14 protein-coding genes are annotated in these 21,319 nt (G+C 43.6%); 8 read left to right on the top strand and 6 right to left on the bottom strand.

Annotation, left to right across the window (positions count from 1 at the left end; genetic code table 11):
• Positions 1 to 50: 50 nt before the first annotated feature.
• Together AB8613_RS15575 and AB8613_RS15570 are read left to right on the top strand one after the other, a co-directional pair.
• Positions 51 to 1,604, top strand: a complete 1,554-nt coding sequence (locus AB8613_RS15575) for a methyl-accepting chemotaxis protein (protein WP_372384096.1) — start codon at positions 51 to 53, stop codon at positions 1,602 to 1,604.
• A gap of 825 nt (positions 1,605 to 2,429) precedes the next feature.
• Positions 2,430 to 3,179, top strand: a complete 750-nt coding sequence (locus AB8613_RS15570) for an oligogalacturonate-specific porin KdgM family protein (protein ID WP_372384095.1) — start codon at positions 2,430 to 2,432, stop codon at positions 3,177 to 3,179.
• Positions 3,180 to 3,300: 121 nt separating this feature from the next.
• Here the strand turns inward: AB8613_RS15570 and AB8613_RS15565 are convergent, their stop codons facing one another.
• The 3 genes from AB8613_RS15565 to AB8613_RS15555 form a co-directional block, all read right to left on the bottom strand.
• Positions 3,301 to 4,044, bottom strand: coding sequence for a 3'-5' exonuclease (locus AB8613_RS15565; RefSeq protein WP_372384094.1), 744 nt, complete (start codon positions 4,042 to 4,044; stop codon positions 3,301 to 3,303).
• Positions 4,044 to 5,906: a DUF294 nucleotidyltransferase-like domain-containing protein gene (locus tag AB8613_RS15560; protein WP_372384093.1), complete on the bottom strand. Its 1,863-nt coding sequence runs from the start codon at positions 5,904 to 5,906 to the stop codon at positions 4,044 to 4,046. The genes AB8613_RS15565 and AB8613_RS15560 overlap by 1 nt, the downstream gene beginning before the upstream one ends.
• 213 nt (positions 5,907 to 6,119) lie before the next feature.
• Entirely contained in the window at positions 6,120 to 6,839 is a 720-nt protein-coding gene (locus AB8613_RS15555; RefSeq protein ID WP_372384092.1) for a FadR/GntR family transcriptional regulator, read from the bottom strand.
• A gap of 458 nt (positions 6,840 to 7,297) precedes the next feature.
• Here AB8613_RS15555 and AB8613_RS15550 point away from each other — a divergent pair, with 458 nt between their 5' ends.
• Positions 7,298 to 8,020, top strand: a complete 723-nt coding sequence (locus tag AB8613_RS15550) for a FadR/GntR family transcriptional regulator (RefSeq protein WP_086716218.1) — start codon at positions 7,298 to 7,300, stop codon at positions 8,018 to 8,020.
• A 204-nt stretch (positions 8,021 to 8,224) separates the two neighbouring features.
• Positions 8,225 to 9,514 carry an MATE family efflux transporter gene (locus tag AB8613_RS15545; protein WP_372384829.1) on the top strand — a complete coding sequence of 430 codons (1,290 nt, stop codon included), beginning with the start codon at positions 8,225 to 8,227 and terminating at the stop codon, positions 9,512 to 9,514.
• 548 nt (positions 9,515 to 10,062) lie between these two features.
• Here AB8613_RS15545 and AB8613_RS15540 read toward each other — a convergent pair.
• From AB8613_RS15540 to AB8613_RS15530, 3 genes are all read right to left on the bottom strand, one after another.
• Positions 10,063 to 10,944 (bottom strand): NAD(P)-dependent oxidoreductase, encoded by an 882-nt coding sequence (locus tag AB8613_RS15540; protein ID WP_048659511.1) that lies wholly within the window; start codon positions 10,942 to 10,944, stop codon positions 10,063 to 10,065.
• Between the two features lie 903 nt (positions 10,945 to 11,847).
• Positions 11,848 to 14,016: a heparinase II/III family protein gene (locus AB8613_RS15535; protein WP_372384091.1), complete on the bottom strand. Its 2,169-nt coding sequence runs from the start codon at positions 14,014 to 14,016 to the stop codon at positions 11,848 to 11,850.
• Positions 14,017 to 14,018: 2 nt separating this feature from the next.
• The gene (locus tag AB8613_RS15530; protein WP_372384090.1) at positions 14,019 to 16,217 is read right to left on the bottom strand and encodes a heparinase II/III family protein; all 2,199 of its coding nucleotides are present in this window, start codon (positions 16,215 to 16,217) and stop codon (positions 14,019 to 14,021) included.
• 333 nt (positions 16,218 to 16,550) lie between these two features.
• Here AB8613_RS15530 and AB8613_RS15525 point away from each other — a divergent pair, with 333 nt between their 5' ends.
• From AB8613_RS15525 to AB8613_RS15510, 4 genes are all read left to right on the top strand, one after another.
• Complete coding sequence (locus AB8613_RS15525) at positions 16,551 to 16,886, top strand: cupin domain-containing protein (RefSeq protein ID WP_048659514.1); 336 nt, start codon at positions 16,551 to 16,553, stop codon at positions 16,884 to 16,886.
• A 34-nt stretch (positions 16,887 to 16,920) separates the two neighbouring features.
• Positions 16,921 to 17,853, top strand: a complete 933-nt coding sequence (locus AB8613_RS15520; RefSeq protein WP_372384089.1) for a sugar kinase — start codon at positions 16,921 to 16,923, stop codon at positions 17,851 to 17,853.
• 73 nt (positions 17,854 to 17,926) lie between these two features.
• Positions 17,927 to 18,553, top strand: coding sequence for a bifunctional 4-hydroxy-2-oxoglutarate aldolase/2-dehydro-3-deoxy-phosphogluconate aldolase (locus AB8613_RS15515; protein WP_017069898.1), 627 nt, complete (start codon positions 17,927 to 17,929; stop codon positions 18,551 to 18,553).
• Positions 18,554 to 19,336: 783 nt separating this feature from the next.
• A complete protein-coding gene (locus AB8613_RS15510; protein ID WP_017110888.1) occupies positions 19,337 to 21,103 on the top strand; it encodes a sodium:solute symporter family protein in 1,767 nt (588 codons plus the stop codon).
• Positions 21,104 to 21,319: the final 216 nt, after the last annotated feature.

Here is a 21,319-nt window from a genome sequence, read left to right as displayed (position 1 = left end):
GATTCCTAAATACGTTGTTGAGTCATATTATTTTGCTTTGGTGCCCGCCTATGAAAATTAAAACCTCCCTTTTTAGCCTTGCTTGTTTATCCATCGTGTCTTTGTTGGTTGTTGTGTCATTCACTGAACTGGCCAACCTGAAATTGATCAAGCTTGAAAAAACGCTGATCAAAGTAAAGTCACTCGAAGTCTCTATGCTTCAGCTCAATCGAACGGAATTAGAGTTTCTAATAAGCCACGAGAAAGCGCTCAAGCCAGTATTCGCCAAAGAGTACTCACACTTTCAACAGTTGATGGGTAGCTTTTCCATCTTGCTCAAAGAGTCTGACATTGCAGTCCCTGAGCTGGAAAAACTGACACTTGAAGTAAAGCAATACGACAAAGACTTCTCTTTGATAGTGGACGCGATTGATCGCAATCCGGCAAAGGTCGCGGAACTGAAATCTGAAATGAAGATGCTGTTTGAAGACATCATCTCGATATTCATCAGCCTTGAAGGCCGCTTAGAACAACAGGTCGAATCAATTCAACAAACCATTACGACCTTTATTGTTGGCTCTATTGTTACCGTCGCTGCATTACTGATGGCACTATCTTTTGGCATTTCATCTCGTGTCGCGAAGAAAATAGCCTCGTTGAACTCAACCATGTTGCTGGTCGCACAACAACGTGACTTTACCGTAAAAGCGGAAGACAGCGGAACGGACGAGATATCCGATATCGCAAAAGCGTTTAATACCGTACTCACCGATATTCGTCAGTTGGTTGGTCAAGTTCAGGGCTCTATTCAAGAGCTCGGTAACATCTCTAACCAGCTTCAACACGATGGTATGGAAGTTGAAAGCGCGCTGAACAAACAACAACGACAAACCGAGAATATTGCGACCGCGATAAACCAGATGGGCAGCAATATTCAAAATGTGGCAACCAACAGCGAAAATGCTTCATCCAATGCACAAACCAGCTTCGCCACTGCGAACGATGGCCTTAACGACGTGGCATTCACCAGAGATACCATCAATACACTTTCGACTGACCTAGTGAGCGCGAGTGAAGAAGTAAACCGCCTCTCTGTTCACTCCGAGAAAATTAATACCGTATTAGAAGTGATTAAAGGCATTGCAGATCAAACCAACCTGCTTGCTCTGAATGCAGCGATAGAAGCAGCACGCGCTGGCGAACAAGGTCGTGGCTTTGCGGTGGTTGCTGACGAAGTAAGAACCCTAGCGGGCAGAACTCAGCTTTCAACCGAAGAGATTTCAACGATTATTCAAGGCGTTCAAGACCAGACCCAAACGGTAGTAAATACCATTAAAAACTGTTGTGAGAAAGGCAACAGCAGTGTCGACTCTTGTGAAAATGCGCATTCAAGAATCACTTCGGTTATCGCCGATATGGAAACGATTCTAAACAACAGTTTGGAAGTGACGAATGCGATGAAAGAACAAAGCGCTGTCACCTCAGAGATCATCGAAAACGTAGATGCCATTAAACAGCTGACACTGACGAATGTAACGAGCGCTTCAAAAAACGCAGCTTCTGCAACTTCAGTGGTAGAACAGACAAACTCACTTGAACGCGCTGTCATCAACCTAAAAGCCTAACTCTTAAGCCGTGGCTTACACGCTTATTGCGCTTCAAACGACTCTCTAGTGAAATTTCAGATAAAAAAACGCTCATGTTGCCTGTATCAACATGAGCGCAAGGGCAGCTCTTCGACTACCGTCTCCTACCTTTCTAAACGAAAGCAGAAGTTATAATTAGAATAGTTGGGAGCAATAATCAAAATGCTTTCGCAAGCACTTCAACGATTTCTTCTTTTTCACTGGTTTACAGAGACGTTATCCGTCCGGACTAAACCCATCTCTATATAGCAGGCTGTGTTACTGCCTTGCCCACTACATTTCAAACCTTCTCTGATTGAAGCTTTTATCACCTCAAGCAAATGCCTCGTCCTTTGAACTATCCGTTCATCTATCGACTTTACTTCACCACTTAACGCCTCTTTGTTGAATGTACATATATTCAACGAACGAAAGATAAGTGCTGCTACATAAGGTTAGTAAACAATAATGTATTACAAATAAAAGTAACATCTAAAGGTTAAATTTTTTGCTGTAGCGCACATTTATTAACAATAACAAGAACTTTACAAGCATACTCCCAAGACAAATAGTTAAATAAAAACAATTGCTTACCGCAAGTATCGACTTTGTAACCCTTTGTAAATAGTAGTTTTGTCACTACAACACGATCTAATTCACAGATCATCAAGCCTCGGATCGCTACCATATTTGTATTATTTAAATGCAAATTAAGTTGAGTGACCAAGTAATAATCTCAACCACTGAATGTAATGAAAGCTAGAACTACTCTATTTGGCTTGAGACTTAGGCCATTACTAAACCTATAAATATGGAACTAATACCATGAATAAAACTAAAATCGTGATTGCTGTGGCATCTGTACTAACTGCGGGCTCTGTATCTGCGGCGTCTTTCGATGTAAGACACGAATACAAAAGCCATACAGATCAACACGCTACTCGTGTAAAGCTTGGCGATAGCATTGGTAACTTCCTTGTCGATATCGAAGCAAAATTCAAGGGAGAAGACGGTAAATTCATGGAAGATCTGAAGAACAATGGTTGGGAGCTTGGTCTAAACTACCGCCACGTACTTAACGACAATTGGACGATGACTTACGGTATGCCAATTGAAGGTCGTGAATCTGGTGTTACGTACAAACCTCAAGTTCGTGCAACATATAAACTGGATAGCATTGACGGTTTAAGCCTAAGTGCACGTTACCGTTACGATATGAGACAAAACACGAGCAGTTCAGAGTACCAGTTCGATAATAATGGCGACGTTATCGTTGATAGTGATGGTGTTCCAATCACGGTCGATCAGAATGTTTCTAACCAACGCCGTCACCGTCTAACGGCAAACGTTAACTACTCAGTGGAAAACTGGCGCTTTGGTTTTGAAGGTAACTACTACAAAGCTGATGGCTACGATATTTATGACAACGATGATACAAACTACGAGCTAAATGCAAGTATTCGCCACATTATGGGTCAATGGGCACCGTATGTAGAATTTGGTGACGTGAGCACTTCATCAACAAAAGCAACTCGTGAACTGCGTAGCCGTGTTGGTCTAACTTACAGCTTCTAAGCAGCACGCTACATGAAAAACCTAAGATAATTACTGTCCTAATTTTCTAAGACCTAAACAAAAGCCAGCTTAATCGCTGGCTTTTTATGTTTTCGAATACGGGAAACGACTGCGCCTTTCCCTAATGACTGATCCGATATAAAAAGGAAAGCGTCACTTCATCATTAGGTACTACTCGCTTCTGCTGAGCTAATAGCAATTCTGCTGTTGAGACTGCATCCGCTAACGCATTATGGCTATTGTACTCGGGAAGCCCATACCTGCGTCGCGTACCCGCTAGAGTTAAGTCCACCTCTTCATGGTTGCTGATCGCTTTCTCCATACTCTTCTCAATACACAGTGTATCTAGCCAAAGTAAAGGCAGCTGCCTTAAGCCATAGCATCTCAAGAGATACTGGCTAATGAACTTCTCTTCGACCACACAAGCGTGCGCGACGATGATCTTACCTTTTGCGGCTTCGAAAAACGTCAGCATCGCATCATGAATTGAAGCGCCCTCTTCCAGCATTTGAGGTGTGATGTGGTTGATAACCGCGGTTTCAGCATTGATCTGCGAGTCGTTATTGAGATAGATATGCTTGGCCGAGGCTAAGTCTATTCGCCCCTTGACCACATCGACCCAACCCATGGACAAAATCATATCTTGCTCACTGTCTAAGCCCGTGGTCTCAAGATCCAACACGATATAGTCACTGTCTTTAGCCAAGTCCGTCATTTCAGGGCAAGGTTGCTCCACAAGATCGTGTAACGCTTCTGGTAACTTAACCGTATTCAAATACTGCTTACGCTTACGTTTAATTCGCTCAAGCGGATGAAAGTAATTTAGCATTCGTTCTAAACATTTATTCGTTGAACATGGCTTCATTAGCGCGCTCCGAAGCGAATTTTCGCCGCTTCTTGAAGGTCGGCAATGATCCTAAAGGCATCTTTCAAGTGCTTACGTTCAAAGCTACCAAAACTGTCTGGGTTGATGTTGTTGTCTGGCACTTCACCGTTCTTCAGGGCTTCTAACTGATGACCGAAACGGAAAGACAGAATGAACTGATACGCACCAAGGATGTTCTTAAACGCGTCATCACTCAACATACCTTTTTCATTGGCTGCGGCAAAGCGTTCATCGGTTGCCGACAAGTCGCACTCCACAGCAAGGCCATAAATACGCGCTAAGTCGATAATCAAGTTGATCGCGTACTTCTTCACGTTCAACGTTTTCTTGTTTTCACCTGACTTCTCTAATACCAAACTATTGAAGATGCCAAGTGGCGGATTGGTGTTCACCGCATCTTTCACTAGTGTGCTTAAGAACTCACGGTTACCGCGAATATTGGAATGCAGCTCATCGCGAAGAATGCCTTCGAACTCACTGTTTCCATAGATAGTACGAATCTCTAAGAACACGCTGATGTTGAGTAAGCGTTCGTACTCAGGGTTTGCGACCCACTTTTTATAGTAGTGCTTCCATACGCTTAGCGGTTGACACCATTTTGGCGTCGCAGCCATGAATTTACCCGGGCAGAGTGGGTAGTCACAGCTCGCTAAACCATTAGTCACCATCATCGCTAAGTGCTTGAAGTAAATACGGTCACTGTCGGTTGCATCGTCTGCCAGTACGATCGCACTGTCTTGATCAGACAACATGTGAACTTCGTTACGAGCATGCGAACCTGCAACAATCCATGAGAAATCACACGGCGGCGGACCTAACTTATCAATTGCTATCTGAATCAATCGGCGCGTGTAGGCATCCATAATCATGGTCATTACCTTGCCGACCGTTTCCGGTGCAACCTTACCTTCCACCAACGCTTCAAAAATAGCTTGTCGCTCTGAAGTGAAGGAAGACATGGTTTTCACGCTGCCCGCGTATTTGATTTTCTCGATCAAGAAGATCGCTTGAACACGGTGATTTTGAACCAAGTGAGACGTAGTCAGCAGGCCAACAACCTTGTTCTCTTTCACGACAGGCAAGTTACGGATGTTGAATTGCATCATGAGAGAAGCTGCATGCAACACAAGATCATCCGGTTTAACCGTCAGTGGAGAGTGTGTCATCACCTCTGAGATCAGGTTATCGGTACTGACACCATGAGCGATCACTCGCTTGGTCATGTCACGGTCAGTGATCAAGCCTACAATCGTTTCACCTTCGTAAATCACTGCACAGGGTGAGCGTTGATGCAGCATTTCAACCGCGACCGATTGAATAGTTTGCTCAGACTTAACGATGGCCACCTGCCCGCTTGCCACTTCTTCAACCTTACGAATGAACAAGCCTTTCTCTTTATTTGACCACACCACATCAAGAGCCGACTTCAAACGAACCTGAGCCTGTGATGCAAAGTGTTCTGCGCAGCTTGGAAATGCCTTGAACAACGCTTGAAGTGCCGAGTGTGGAATCACATAAAGTAAGGTGTTTTCGATTGCGATCGCTCTGTAGCCTTTCTCGTCGTTAACTTCAGAGTCTAAGAACGTAAAGCCGAACAAATCTTCACTGCCTAAACGCGCACGAAGTACACCGTCTGACTTTCTTTGTTCCATAGAGCCGGTTCGAATGATGTAGAGCGACTTTTCTTTACCCGACTCACACAAATCAACCACATCCCCTTTGCCGAGATAAGTGATCTGAACATTAGAGGCAAGTTCACGAAGCGCTTGTTTAGGGATCTTATCGAAAGGGTCTATCTGACCGATAAATTGAAGAATATTTGGCAAAAGGGATTGGGGCATAACCATACTCACACTTATTTAATTAGTATTATTATATAACCAATAGGACGAGTTGCGAATAGATTTTCAGTTTCGGAGTAATAATTGCTTAACTATTAGAGATCAATACGTCGTTAAAGCGATTAGAGCAGTAAAAATATAAGATTGAGATACAAAAAAGCACGCTAAATGCGTGCTTTAAAGTTGAGAAGAGCACTCTATGTACCCTCTTGATTAGCTTGCTGCAGGCAATCGGTGATTTGACTCTTGCAGATGGCTTGCCGAAGCTTGGCGTGCTTTATCGCTATTGCCAGCCATAATTGCTTCGTATATTGCGCGGTGCTCGTTAATGCATGTGCTGCCTTCTTCAGAAGAGTGCACAATAAAGTTCACAAACATCGTCGTCAATATGTTGCCAAACGGTAAGTAGAAGTCATTACCTGTCGCATTGAAAATCAAACTATGGAACTTAGTATCGATATCTAACCAACGTTCTTTATCAAGCGTTTCTTCACTAGAAATCTCAACCATCTTTTGGAAAATCTCTGATAATTCAATACGTTGCTCAGCAGTTGCAAAAGTCGCAGCTAACGCACAAGCTTCTGGCTCAATCGCACGACGTAAGCCTAGGAATTGATGACAAAACTGGTCTGTGTCAGTTAGGCCATCCATCCATTCAATAAGCTGAGGATCTAGGAAGTTCCAGAATGCACGGTCAACAACACGTGTACCAATCTTAGGACGAGACTCTAGCAGACCTTTTGAAGTCAGAAGCTTAACCGCTTCTCGTAATGCTGTTCTACTAATGCCAAATTGTTCACACAGAGCCATCTCGCCAGGAATAATTGACCCTTGAGCTAAATCACCCGACAAAATACCACGAGCGATTTCACGTGCAACTTGCACATGAAGGCTTCGCTTAGAGCCTGAAATAGAATTAAAAGTGCCTGCCATGTGTTTGATTACTTATTTGATATGTATTATTTAAATCGCACTATAGCACTGAAAGTATAATGCACCAAATCAAGTCATTAATTACGTGAACTCCCTTTATAGTCTACGTTTTTTCGCTCTCGGCCACATAACTCAAGCAGACCACCATTCGAATAACATCTAATTAATACATACAAATAGTTCGTATTTACGCCCACTAATTCTATGCAATTTGTCACAAAACAGCTCTTAACCAACCTATAAAGCGCGACCACACAACATTTTGGCCTTAATTCACTTGAACATATAATATGTTATTGTATTATTTATTGTACAATGTGTGAGGCGTGGGTGTAGTGACAAAGTGATCAGGCGAACCATAATGAACGAAATAACCGCCTTTACTAAGGCTGTCCAGCAAACACCTAAGCCGAGTATTTTCCTACTTCTATATTAAAACGTCAGCCTCAGGTGGTTATATGGCTATATTTTCATTGGTGGAAGATTCAAGCCGCCGAATTCATGTTCAAGTCGCACGACAAATCGCGCGAAAAATCCTATCTGGTGAGATAAAGGAAAACGAAAAGCTACCCAGTGAGATAGAGTTATGCGAAGTTTTCGGTGTCAGCCGAACCGCACTAAGGGAGTCGACTAAGCTACTGTCAGCTAAAGGGCTTATCGAGTCCAAACCCAAAGTTGGGACCCATATAAAACCTCGCTCTCATTGGCACTTTCTAGATCCTCAATTACTCTATTGGATTCAAGATCTAGAAGACACTCAGCCCTTTCTTTCTCAATTCCTTGGTCTAAGAAAAGCCATTGATCCAGAAGCATGTGCACTGGCAGCAACCAATGCGACTATCGAGCAACGCAAACAACTTTCTATTCTTTTTCAGAAGATGACCCTAGCAGCGAACAGCTTTAATTATGAAGAATGGACAACTAACGATCACTTGTTTCATCAAACCATTTTCTTATCAACAGGTAATCAGTTTTACATACCGTTCGCCAACATTTTATCGACGATCTTTAAACAGTTTATCGATCATTCTGCGGTAGGTGGACGCTTTTGTTTAGAAGAACATAAGGCGATTTACGACGCGATAATGTCTGGCAATGCAAAACAAGCACGTATTGCGTCAGCAATTCTACTTGATGATGAAAACCAGAAGCTTTCAAGGGCTTCACTAGCAAGTGCGTAACATAGACACCACGCAATTCTGGCGTACTTATTCAATCGCTGATAGCCACATCACTTAACCGGAGTGTACCTGTAGTCAGGCACACTCGTTTACCTCTGCCCATTACACTCTAGCTAAATCAACAAGGTATAACTTGTGTCTTCCAAATCGTACGTTAGAAAGAACTTTTCGTTAGCTTGGCCCTTAGCCTTAAACGCTCTCTTGATGCAGTCGATGCTGATGATCGACACTCTACTGGTCTCACCGCTTGGTGAAATTCCTCTTGCAGCTATGGGGATTGCCACCACCATTATCGCGTTTGTATTGGGTATTCAAATGGCGTTGGCAAATGGTACACAGCTAGTTCTAAGCCGCGCGGTTGGTTCTGGAATCACGTCTTCGTTATCTAAAGCATTTTGGGCAGGTCTGTTCATCAACCTGGCCGTAGCGTCGATGTTTTGGATTCTGCTCACCTTTTTTGAACAACCTTTGATTCAAGCCTTAACCGACGACAAATCGCTTCACCTTGAAATCAGCCACTATTTAAATATCTCCAAATATCTCGTGATTTTTACGGCATTAACTCAGGTGGTCATTGCCCTCTTTAACGGGTTAGGCAGAACCAAGGTTCCGTTTAAAGGCTACTTAATTGAACTACCGATTAACGCCGCACTCTCTTATATGCTGATACATGGCTTCTCGAATTTCGACGGTATTGGTGTACAAGGTGCTGCGCTGGGTAGCCTTATTGCTATAGTCATTCGCCTTCTCTACCTAGCGCTATGTGTGCATTACGACTCATCTGTGTCACTCAAATTAGATGCAGAAAAGTCCGAGTTCTTCACTAACATCCGTCGCCACTTCATTGAGATATTTCCAGTCGCCGCCAATGTCACCATGCTGTCTATTGGCGCGACGATCTATCAGTTACTGTACTCACAGCTCAACATCAATGCTTATGTAGCAATCACCTTGGTAATGCCGTGGCTACGCGCGGGTACCCAATTCATCACAGCCTGGGCCCACTCTTCAGCTATTACCATTAGCCAAGCGATAGGCTCTAAGAAAATGGATGATCTGACCAAAAATGTGGACACCAGTATTGATGTTGCTGTCGGAATTTCTGTTGTTTGCGCACTGATGTTTGCAGGCTTAAGCTTCATCATTGGTGATATTTACCCCGACCTTGATGCGTCTACGTATCACGCTCTCGCGGTAATCGCACCTCTTTATATATTCTTACCGATCGTACGTGGTTACAACACAGTTCATGGCCATGTGCTGAGAGCCTTAGGGCATACCACCGACGTATTCAAAATCAACTTCACAGGCCAATGGGTTATCTCAATTCCTTTGTGCGCTCTCATTATTTTTGGTTTTGATGGTTCGATTTTCTGGGCTTTTGCAATTCAACCTTTCGAAGAAATCATCAAAGCACTGCCTTTCAGGCACCTCGCTCGTAGATCTTTGCGAGAGTTCAACGCCAGTAAAGCCGATAAATTGATGTATGATTAAACACTCAAGCGAGTAGACGTAACAAGCCACATTTGTGTTTTACAAGATGAATGTGGCTATTGGCGTTAACTGCCCTCCCTTCTCTTTGCTCTATCACCACTCCATGACATCACATTCGATGAGCCAACTAGAAACCATTCTCGGCTAACCACTCTGTTAGGTAATGGCTAGTTCAATAAACTGTGGTTCACACTCAATCAAATGCCTCACGTCGCTACAAACAACTACCCCACGCAGCTGTGATTGAATTTAGCTTATCTCTTAGCTTCGTTCATATGTCTTCTCCGTTTTACCAACAACACCCTCTTAGTAGGGATCGCATCACTACAGCTAAAGCGTCTGGCACTATTCATACTGCTAAACAATTCGAAAACCGTTACACACGAAAGCAATCACATTTCGAAATCAATCACATACAAAAATAACCACATACGAAAAAGCCCACTCAAATGAGTGGGCTTGTTGTAATAATCTTGAGGCTAGCGTTGATAGATTACCAATCAGGTCGAGAGTTCTTAAACCTAACTTGCGCCATCAACGTCTCGAGCCTACTTCTCTAATTTAGCGAAGTAATCGAAGATAACTGGTACGTCGTTTTGACCAAGACCAGCATCAACAGCAGCTTGTAGGCTTTTAGAAGTACCTTCAGCAATTAGAGATTCAGTACCTAAGTCTGAAACCATCTCTAGGAAGTAACCAAGGTCTTTGTTCGCATTTGCAACAGAAAAACCTAGCTTCTCTTCGCCGTCTACAGCGTAGAACTTACAGAACTGCATGAACGGAGAGTTTGATGGGCCTGCAGACATGATGTCAAACAGTTGCTGACCATCAACACCAGCGCGTTGAGCGACAGCAAAAGCTTGAGACATAGTCGCAACCGTTGTCATGCCCATAAAGTTGTTCACAAGCTTAGTCACGTGACCTGAACCTAAAGCACCTAGGTGGAATACGTTTTCGCCTTGCTCATCAAGAACTGGTTTAACTTTGTTGAAAGTATCCATGTCACCCGCAGCCATGATGTTCAAAAGACCATCTTTGGCATGTGCAGGAGTACGACCTAGAGGAGCATCGATCATACCAGCACCTTTAGCCGCTAGATCTTCACCAATCTTACGAGTAGATGCTGGAATTGACGTACCGAAGTCAACAACAACAGCACCTTCTTTGATACCCGCTAGAACACCATCTTCACCGTAAACAATTTTCTCGACAACAGCTGAAGTTGTTAGACAAAACTGAACAATGTCACTTGCTGCTGCAAGCTCTTTTGCTGAAGTGAACGCTGTAGCATTACCACGATCTGTAACGCGAGCCATAGCTTCTTCACTTAGATCCATTACGTTTACGTGGTAACCACGAGTTTGTAAGTTCTCAACCATGTTTCCGCCCATAAGACCTAGACCAATGAAACCAATTACAGGTTTAGTCATGCTTAACTCCAAATATGTTATTGTATGATTATATGCTCATTATAGTAACTAGCCATAGCTCTTAAGGCAACCGTTTTAAGGTTTCTATTAGTGATCCAGCGCATGAATTTCAAATACGAATACCACCATAAATCGGGGAATCGACTTGATATAATCCACAGCGATAGGTTTTGTCAGCTAGTAGCAATAAAATCGATAGCTACTCAGCGAAATCCCTTCTTATCCCAACCTAAAAGGAGAACCTAAGTAAGTGTGGAAACAATCGATAACAAGCTGTCTCTGACTAATCTGATACGTTGAAACCCGTTAAGACGGGCTAACTTCAACAACGAAACACAACCTCTCACTCTGGTATTTCACTACTTCATCAAGATTCTAGTGGTTGTGCTCGAGACTATGAATACCGCCTATTGTATTACTTATTAGCTTTAACTACGTCATTAATATGTCATGGATGTAATGAGTATAGGCCCTGATAAACCATAATTACTGTGCGGCACCCTCCGAGCGTGAATTTCAAGCTAGCCTTATCTAACACGCATCCTCACAGCCAAACTCACGCATAAAAAAACCGAGCAACTCACGGTGAGCTACTCGGTTTGACTTATTCCCGATGTTTCAGTCGTTGTTGGTTTCAACGAACGATTTTTCAATCACGACTGAATTGCAATGTGATGCTTCGTTCCCGCAAAGCGCCACATCAATACATGCCATCGTTAAACGGCATGTATGTTATACCAATCGTAGTAAATAACTGGTCATCCTAGCTTGTTAAAAAGCTCGACAACTTCGTTAGAATTTTTGATTGTAGAATAACTACTTATCGAAAAATTCCGCCTTGTTCTCAAGCTTTTTTCCTGCACTATTTCTGATCACTTACTTACTGTGATTGGTATTAATCATTTACAGTTGAGCAAATGATCCTTCCCACGAGTATGTCTCACCCGCGAACTCAACAGTGTGAGTTGCTTGCTGCGTGTCTTCAGCTTGGTTTGAGATACCGTAGTGGTAAGTGTTGCCAGAAGTAGTCTGAATGCGAACAACAGTCCCGACACTGTTATGGCCCACAACAGACACTGATTTAACCAGACCACGAGCGCCTACAGAGGCTTCGATAGACTCGTTAAAGTAACCATGCGTTTCTAGTACAGAAGCAAACACGTGGTTTTGACCAGACTGACGTAAGATAAGCGCAGGCTCACTCTTAAGGTTAAAGTCTGGATCGTTAGCACCAGTGCGAGCAAAGATTACTTCACTGCCCGCATTCGCGCTGGTTACTAGGCTGTAGTAGCTGCTGTCATGTAGCCAGCTCACCAGAGAGCCCTCTTCGTTCACTTTGCCTGAAGCAACGTTCCATAGGTGCTGGTAACCGTTGTCTTCACCTAATGGCTTAAGCGTAGTTTCGATGTTGTAATCGAAGTCAGTACGGATGATTTGACCCGAGTGGTGAACGGGTAGGTCGTACTGGTGTTCAGCGTCAGCTTCGATGCGGTATACATCGATGACTAGTGGCTTCTCGAACTCAGGAAGTTCAGCAAGAATCACGCTGCGTTGCATGTCTACGCCGGTGTAGTACTCAGAAATTGTGCCGCTCATGCCTTGCAGAGGCTGGTCGTCTGCTACGAAGAAATGCTTCTGACCAAACTTAGATTCAGCCAATGCCGTATCGAAGTTGTTCTGTGTTTTCTGATCAACCGTTACTGTGTTGTGAGCAACTGTCTGCTTACAGTAAGACTTGTTCTCTGGAATGTAACGACCGCCAAACTTAGGCTCAACGTTTACCCAGCGACCGAAGCCGTAGTCATGCAGCACTTCGTGGCCGCGGTTGAATACACTTAGGTGCAGGCCATCGTAGTGACCGTGGTCTAGTGCAGAGTGGTACTGGTGATCGCTGCCGTGCTGACCAAACCAGATCAACGCCATTGTATCTGCGGTCTTAGGGTCGTCGTCTTGCTCATCACGGTGACGAAGGATGCTTACGCCGCCTTTTTCGCCTTCAGGTCCGTCAGTTACAAACAAACTACCCCAGTTAAATGCTTTGATGTCGTCTGCAGCATCAACAGCGTCAGACAGTGTTTTACCAGAAGCGTGAACCCAAACATCTTGTTGGTGATTAGCCATACCAAGTAACGTTTTAGTCTGTTCGTAACGGTGGTAACACACAGACGTTGCCATGATAACGCCTTCATCGTTGATAGAAATCGTCTTCGATGAATCGTTCAGAGCTGGCAATGTGCCGTCTGGGAATGCCGTCTTGAATACCGCGTAAGACGTTGTCTTGATCACTGAATCGTTGAATTCGTAAATTCCAAGCTCAGGCTGACGACGTTCAATCGCTTCTGCGAACAGGTAGATTGGACGTAGTGAGAAACGGTGGTAATAAGGACCTTCCATGTAGTAGCCGTCTGGCGAGAACAGTTGGTCAAGTTGCGCTAGGAAACCGCCGCTTACTTTGTCCAATTTCAGGCCGTAAAGCGCTTTGTCTACAGATTCTTGGTCGTTGATCGCGTAACCACAGATACCTACCGCGGCTACTGCCCATAGGCCGTGGTTGTGTACGATATCGAAGTCATGTGCGTAAGTCACAACGAACATTTCGATCATTTGCTTAAGAAGATCATCTTCGATAAGACGCTTTTGCTCTTCTGAGATGGTGTGGTAAATGCAGCTGTACGCACAAGAAGCGTAAAGCATCCACATGTTCTCGTTCAACGTTTGGTGGAACAGCTTACCTGGAGGGTTAGAGTCACGGCTTACGTTACTTTCAAGTGTTGGGTACACCGTTGCGTACGCTGTTAGCATATCAACGATGTAATCACGGTACTTTGTTTCCTCAGTGATCAGGAACAAACGGCCCGCTAGATCCATATGGATGTAGTTTTGCTTGTGACGGTTGTGCTCGTAACCGCCGCCTTCACCGTGACCTGGTACTTCAATGCCAACTTCAGCCATGTAAGCGTCAGTTTGTTTAATATCGCGAGTCAGCGCGTTACCTAAAAGGCTATCCTTGCCAAGTTCTTTACGAAGCTCTGCTGCTTCCTCAAAGTTAAGTAAAAGTGGTTGATAGCTCATTATTATTTCCCCTGCTCTGCAGTGTTTGCTAATTCTGGGTTTAAAATTGTTTCTACTGAGTAGAAGCCTGTCCAGCTGTATACTTTGCCGTCCAGTTCTACTTTGTGTTCAGTGCTTTCAGTCGCACCAAGCTGGTTGCTGATCATCACTGTCACACTTGATTTTTCTGTCGTAATCTCTACTACTGAACCGATATTCGTGTGAGCGACTACTTTGATGTCCTTCACAACACCACGTGCACTTACCGATTGCTCGAACTCTTCGTTGAAGTAACCGTGCGTTTCAAGAACAGAAGCAAACAGTGTGGTTTCGCCTTTGCTACGTAAGATGAAGGCAGGCTCTGAACGCAGGTTGAAGCTTGGATCGTTAGCGCCAGTGCGAGTAAAGATAACTTCAGCCTTGTCGTTAGACGTTGCGCCTAGCCACGTGTAATACGTGTTGTTTTGTAGCCAGCTAACAAGTGCCGTGCCATTCACATCACCGCTTGCTACGTTCCAAAGGTGCTGATAACCAAAATCATTGCCCAGCGTATTCAGCTCTTTATTTGCTTGGTATTCGAAGTTAGTACGAACAATCTGACCTTCAAATTGGTGTGAGTAGTCATATTGGTGCTCGCCTTCGCCGCCTTTTGTAGAATCTAAGCGGTAAAGGTCTAATAGTAGCGGAGATTCCAACTCTTCAAGGTTTAGCATGAACACGCTACGTTGCATGTCAAAGCCTTCATAGTGATCATTAGCAAATGCACTCATACCATTGATTTTTTTGTCTTCTACCTTAAAGAAATGAGGTAAACCGTGTACTGAATCTGCACGTTCAACGTCAAAATTGTTCTGACATTTTTCATCAATCGTAACTGCGTTGTGAGCAATTGTTTGGCGAGCATAAGATTTGTTTTCATCCAGGTAACGGCCACCGAATTTTGGCTCTACGTTAACCCAACGACAGAAACCGTATTCACGTAGTACTTCTTGACCGCGGTTGAAGAAAGAAATACCCAGCGTATCGAAGTTGCCGTGCCCCATGCCGTGTTGACCGTAGTTCATCACAAGCTGAGAAACATCGCCTTTCTTATCCTGCATACGGATAAAGCCTTGCGCGCCGTTGTGACCTTCAGGGCCTTCGTTCAATTCAACACTTGGCCAGAAAGGCATGCCAATTTCTTGCTCAGCAGACGCCGCTTCATAAGCTTTAGATAGCTCAAGACCACATGGGTGCATCCATACTGCGTCTTGAATCTTCGCCATACCAAGAATGTTTTGGTCAACACCCTCAGCTGAAGAGTAGTGCTTACTGTAAACACTGACTGCAACCTGAACACCCATGTCTGTGATACCCATTGTACGAGAAGCATCATTCAGAGCCGGGAACTCACCGTTCGGATAAGCCGTCGCAAGCATGGCTTGTACCGTGTTACCAATCACGCCGCCTTTGTAGTTGTAGATATCAACTTCAGGCATATGACGGTGAATCACTTCAGCGAACACACACGTTGGGTGAATCGCGTAACGGTGGTAGTAAGGGCCTTCCATGTAGTAACCAGAAGGTGCAAACAGCTGAGAAATTTGAGCTAGAAAGCCGCCAGTATCGTTACGGTCGATGCCGTACACTGACATTTCAAGGTACTCGCGCTTGCCTAGAGCAAGACCACAGATACCCACAGCGGCTACTGCCCAAATACCGTGGTTGTGAATGCGGTCGAAGTCGTGTGCGTATTTAACCGTGAACATTTCTAGCATTGGTTCGAAAATACGAGACTCAATGTTGTCACGTTGCTCTTGTGTCAATGTAGAAGCAACACAAGAGTAAGCTAAGCTTGAAAACATTAACCAACAATGTTCATTCAGGATTTGGTGGAACAAACGACCTGTTGGATTCGTATTTTTCTGCACGTGGTAATCAAACGTTAGATATTTGTCTGCGTACTCTTCTAGTAACTCTGTAACAAAGTCAGCGTACTTTTGCTCTTTAGTGATCAAGAACATGCGACCAGCTAAGTTCATGTACGTGTAATTTTGCTTGTGGCGGTTATGTTCGTAACCACCCGCTTCTCCGTGACCAGGAACATCAATAGCTAAGCGCATGAACGCTTCTAGGTCTTTCGCGTTCGCTGCAATGGTTTTACCCATTAAGCTCGAACGGCCCACTTCAAGATGAAGTTGCTCTATTTCTGCTTCAGTCAACAATACTGGTTTAGTCGTCATATTCTTTGTCACCCTCAATAAAGAGTTTATCTATTTAAACTTTGATTAAATTTTCAAACTCCGGATAAAGTAATACAATATGAGCTTTAATCATACCTATTCGTAACGAAATGATGAGCAGAATCACATAATTGACCGTAAGTCATTGATATAAATAGCTAATGGTAAATAACAGGCATTTGTTAAGTTGTTGATTTATTTACGTTATATAAAGTGTCACTTGATCAATATCACACAATTCTAGATATATTGTATTACAATTAAACCTATTCCCTTATGATAAACGCAAGTTAGGTAACACTTAATAGATTTAAACAAATTAGGAGATACACAATGAACTCTTTCTTTATTCTAGATGAAAACCCATGGGAAGAATTGGGCGACGGTATTAAGCGTAAAATCGTTGCTTACACTGACGATCTTATGGCTGTACACCTATGTTTTGATAAGGGCGCGATTGGCCATCCTCATACTCACGAAATTCACGACCAAATCGGTTATGTTGTTCGTGGTAGCTTCGAAGCTGAAATCGAAGGCGAAAAGAAAGTGCTTAAAGAAGGCGATGCTTACTTCGCTCGTAAACACATGATGCATGGTGCAATTGCACTAGAGCAAGACAGCATCCTTCTTGATATCTTCAACCCTGCGCGTGAAGATTTCCTAAAATAATTAATAGCGCAACCTCAGTTGCTAAGGTAAGCATATGAAATCATTAAACATCGCGGTCATTGGCGAGTGCATGGTTGAGCTACAAAAGAAACAAGACGGGCTTAAGCAAAGTTTTGGTGGCGATACGCTGAATACTGCACTTTACTTGTCACGCTTAACAAAACAGCAAGATATCCAAACAAGCTATGTAACAGCGTTAGGTACTGATCCATTCAGTATCGACATGTTGAAAAAGTGGCAAGCAGAAGGTATCGACACCAGCCTAGTGGCTCAGCTTGATCACAAACAACCAGGGCTTTACTACATCGAGACCGATGAAACGGGTGAACGCAGTTTCCATTACTGGCGTAGTAACGCTGCCGCGAAATTCATGTTTGATCAGCCAGACACCCCTGCTCTACTTGATAAGCTATTCTCTTTTGACGCGGTTTACCTAAGTGGTATTACGCTTGCTATCTTGACTGAGAACGGGCGTGCGCAGCTATTCAACTTCTTAGACAGGTTCAAAGCTCAAGGCGGCCAAGTATTCTTCGACAATAACTACCGTCCTAAACTTTGGGAAAGCCAACAAGAAGCGATTTCTTGGTACTTGAAAATGCTTAAGTACACTGACACGGCTCTACTCACGTTCGATGACGAACAAGAGCTGTACGGCGACGAAAGTATTGAACAGTGCATTGCACGTACGTCTGAGTCTGGTGTGAAAGAGATCATCATTAAACGTGGTGCAAAAGATTGTTTAGTAGTCGAAAGCCAAAGTGCTCGATACGTTGCACCGAACCCTGTAGACAACATCGTTGATACTACCGCAGCAGGTGATTCATTCAGTGCTGGCTTCTTAGCTAAACGCTTAAGTGGTGGTAACGCTAGCGATGCAGCATTAGCAGGTCATATTGTGGCAGGGACCGTGATTCAGCATCCAGGTGCTATCATACCTCTAGAAGCGACGCCTGATTTGTCTCTATAATTACGTACTTTATATATTAATCAAGGATTTGCTTAGTTGAAAGCAAGCCCATAATTAACGTGAGAAAGAATTCATGACTACATTAAATGAACAACTAGCCAACCTAAAAGTAATTCCTGTTATCGCAATCAATCGCGCTGAAGACGCAATTCCTCTAGGCAAGGCTCTAGTTGAAAACGGCATGCCATGTGCAGAAATCACACTACGTACAGAGTGTGCAATCGAAGCGATTCGCATCATGCGTAAAGAATTCCCAGACATGCTAATCGGTTCAGGTACGGTACTGACTAACGAGCAAGTTGACGCATCTATCGAAGCAGGCGTTGATTTCATCGTAAGCCCAGGTTTCAACCCTCGTACTGTTCAATACTGTATCGACAAAGGTGTTGCAATTGTACCGGGCGTAAACAACCCAAGCCTCGTTGAACAAGCAATGGAAATGGGTCTTCGCACGTTGAAGTTCTTCCCTGCTGAGCCTTCTGGCGGTACTGGTATGCTTAAAGCACTAACCGCGGTTTACCCTGTTAAATTCATGCCAACTGGCGGCGTAAGTTTGAAGAATGTAGACGAATATCTATCTATCCCTTCTGTACTTGCGTGTGGCGGAACTTGGATGGTTCCAACTAACCTTATCGACGAAGGTAAGTGGGACGAACTAGGCAAGCTGGTTCGTGACGCAGTTGATCACGTTAACGCTTAATCTGTTTTAGATTTCGTGATAAAGCCTCACTTCGGTGGGGCTTTTTGTTATCTATGCTTTAGCTAACGCCCCCCTCTTGGCGTTATATGGTCGCCTCTGGTTGGCAGTATACATAAATGCCAATTCTCCAACCATTTACACTCTCGATCTCTTAATTTTTGTCATACAAATCAATACGAGTTTAATTTACCACGAACCACTTTAGCTTTCGCCTAAGCGCTCCATAATTCGCTCTGCTTGTTGACCGCTTTATTCACTATTATAAGGAGCCAAATCTTAACTAATGGGCTAGCTTGCATTTTAAGAGCACTATTCGAGCAAAATATTACTCACCTTCACTTACATTGATATCAAATAAATCTAGGGACAATACACCCGCTCATAAAAATTAAATAAGTACTTAAAAACAATAAGCTACCTCAACAGTAACAACGTGATGATTGCTAGTTTTATCGTAATTTTAATCATGAAAGGTGTCGCAAAGTTGAGCTCACTTGTAGCACATTTGTTACGGTTATAACTAAAATCTTATGGGTGACACTTCTTATTAGCTTTGACTTATATTGTCATACATATATACATTTACAAGGTCGATAAACTTCAAACAAGAATAAAACCAGATACCAATTAAATTTATTTAAAACAAAAACTTAAGTTGAAAGCTAATGTTCCATAAAAAATCAATGCGACCTAGATCATACTAAAGGCATATTGTAGTACAAATAAACCTTTGAACGCGTTAATCTAAGCCCAGTTAATTATGATATTTAAAAGGCTGAAAAGATGACTATTGATACTTTTGTTGTTCTCGCCTACTTCTTCTTTTTAATCGCTATTGGTTGGATGTTCCGTAAGTTCACCACGTCGACTAGTGATTACTTCAGAGGGGGCGGCAAAATGTTGTGGTGGATGGTTGGTGCAACTGCCTTCATGACACAGTTTTCAGCATGGACGTTTACAGGTGCCGCAGGACGCGCGTTCAATGACGGTTTTGTTATTGTAATCCTATTCTTAGCCAACGCATTTGGCTACTTCATGAACTATATGTACTTCGCTCCAAAGTTCCGCCAACTTCGTGTGGTAACGGCGATCGAAGCTATTCGTCAGCGCTTTGGTAAAACGTCTGAACAGTTCTTCACATGGGCAGGTATGCCTGACAGCCTTATCTCTGCGGGTATTTGGCTAAATGGTCTCGCTATCTTCGTAGCAGCGGTATTCAACATCCCGATGGAAGCAACCATTGTGGTAACGGGTATGGTTCTAGTATTGATGGCAGTAACCGGCGGCTCTTGGGCGGTTGTTGCTTCTGATTTCATGCAGATGCTTGTAATCATGGCCGTGACAATCACTTGTGCGGTTGCAGCTTACTTCCACGGTGGTGGCTTAACTAACATCGTTGCTAACTTCGACGGCGACTTCATGTTAGGTAACAACCTAAACTACATGAGCATCTTCGTTCTTTGGGTTGTGTTCATCTTCGTGAAGCAGTTCGGTGTAATGAACAACAGCATCAACGCTTACCGTTACCTATGTGCGAAAGACAGTGAAAACGCACGTAAAGCGGCAGGCCTAGCATGTATCCTTATGGTTGTTGGCCCACTAATCTGGTTCCTACCACCTTGGTACGTAAGTGCATTCATGCCTGATTTCGCATTGGAGTACGCTTCAATGGGTGATAAAGCGGGTGATGCTGCTTACCTAGCATTCGTACAGAATGTAATGCCAGCAGGTATGGTTGGTCTTCTTATGTCAGCAATGTTCGCTGCAACAATGTCTTCTATGGATTCAGGTTTGAACCGTAACGCTGGCATCTTTGTAATGAACTTCTACAGCCCAATTCTTCGTCAAAACGCGACTCAGAAAGAGCTGGTTATTGTAAGTAAGCTAACCACTATCATGATGGGTGTTATCATCATCGCGATTGGCTTGTTCATTAACTCTCTACGTCACTTGAGCTTGTTCGATATCGTAATGAACGTAGGTGCGTTAATTGGCTTCCCAATGCTTATCCCTGTACTACTTGGTATGTGGATTCGTAAGACGCCTGACTGGGCTGGTTGGTCTACGCTAATCGTTGGTGGCTTCGTTTCTTACATCTTCGGTATCTCGCTTCAAGCAGAAGACATCGAGCACCTATTCGGTATGGAAACAGCGCTTACTGGCCGTGAATGGAGCGACTTGAAAGTTGGTCTTAGCCTAGCGGCTCACGTAGTGTTCACTGGTGGTTACTTCATCCTAACTTCTCGCTTCTACAAAGGCCTATCGCCTGAACGTGAGAAAGAAGTTGACCAACTATTCACTAACTGGAATACGCCGCTAGTAGCGGAGGGTGAAGAGCAACAAAACCTAGATACTAAACAGCGTTCAATGCTTGGTAAACTTATCAGCACAGCAGGTTTCGGTATCCTAGCAATGGCTCTGATTCCAAACGAACCAACAGGACGCTTGTTGTTCCTACTATGTGGTTCAATGGTACTAACCGTTGGTATCCTACTGGTTAACGCATCTAAAGCTCCGGCTAAGATGAACAACGAGTCAGTTGCTAAATAGCTAAATTAGCAGTACAAGTTAAACCAATAATGAAGCCCATGTTATTCGATAACATGGGCTTTTTGTTTGCTACTCAAACTTGCTGTTACTTTAAAATCTGAATAGCACTTTAATGTGTCTTCTCCCCTTCCCTAAACCTTTCCATTACGCCCGTTACACCCTTCTTTCAGACAGAGTGTTCTTACCTCTATTTTTTGTAATCTCACTTTCTTTTAA

It is taken from the genome of Vibrio sp. BS-M-Sm-2 (assembly GCF_041504345.1).
Taxonomy (GTDB): domain Bacteria; phylum Pseudomonadota; class Gammaproteobacteria; order Enterobacterales; family Vibrionaceae; genus Vibrio; species Vibrio satsumensis.
Note: the sequence above shows the minus strand (reverse complement) of the source record. Positions and strands in the feature narration are given on the sequence as shown.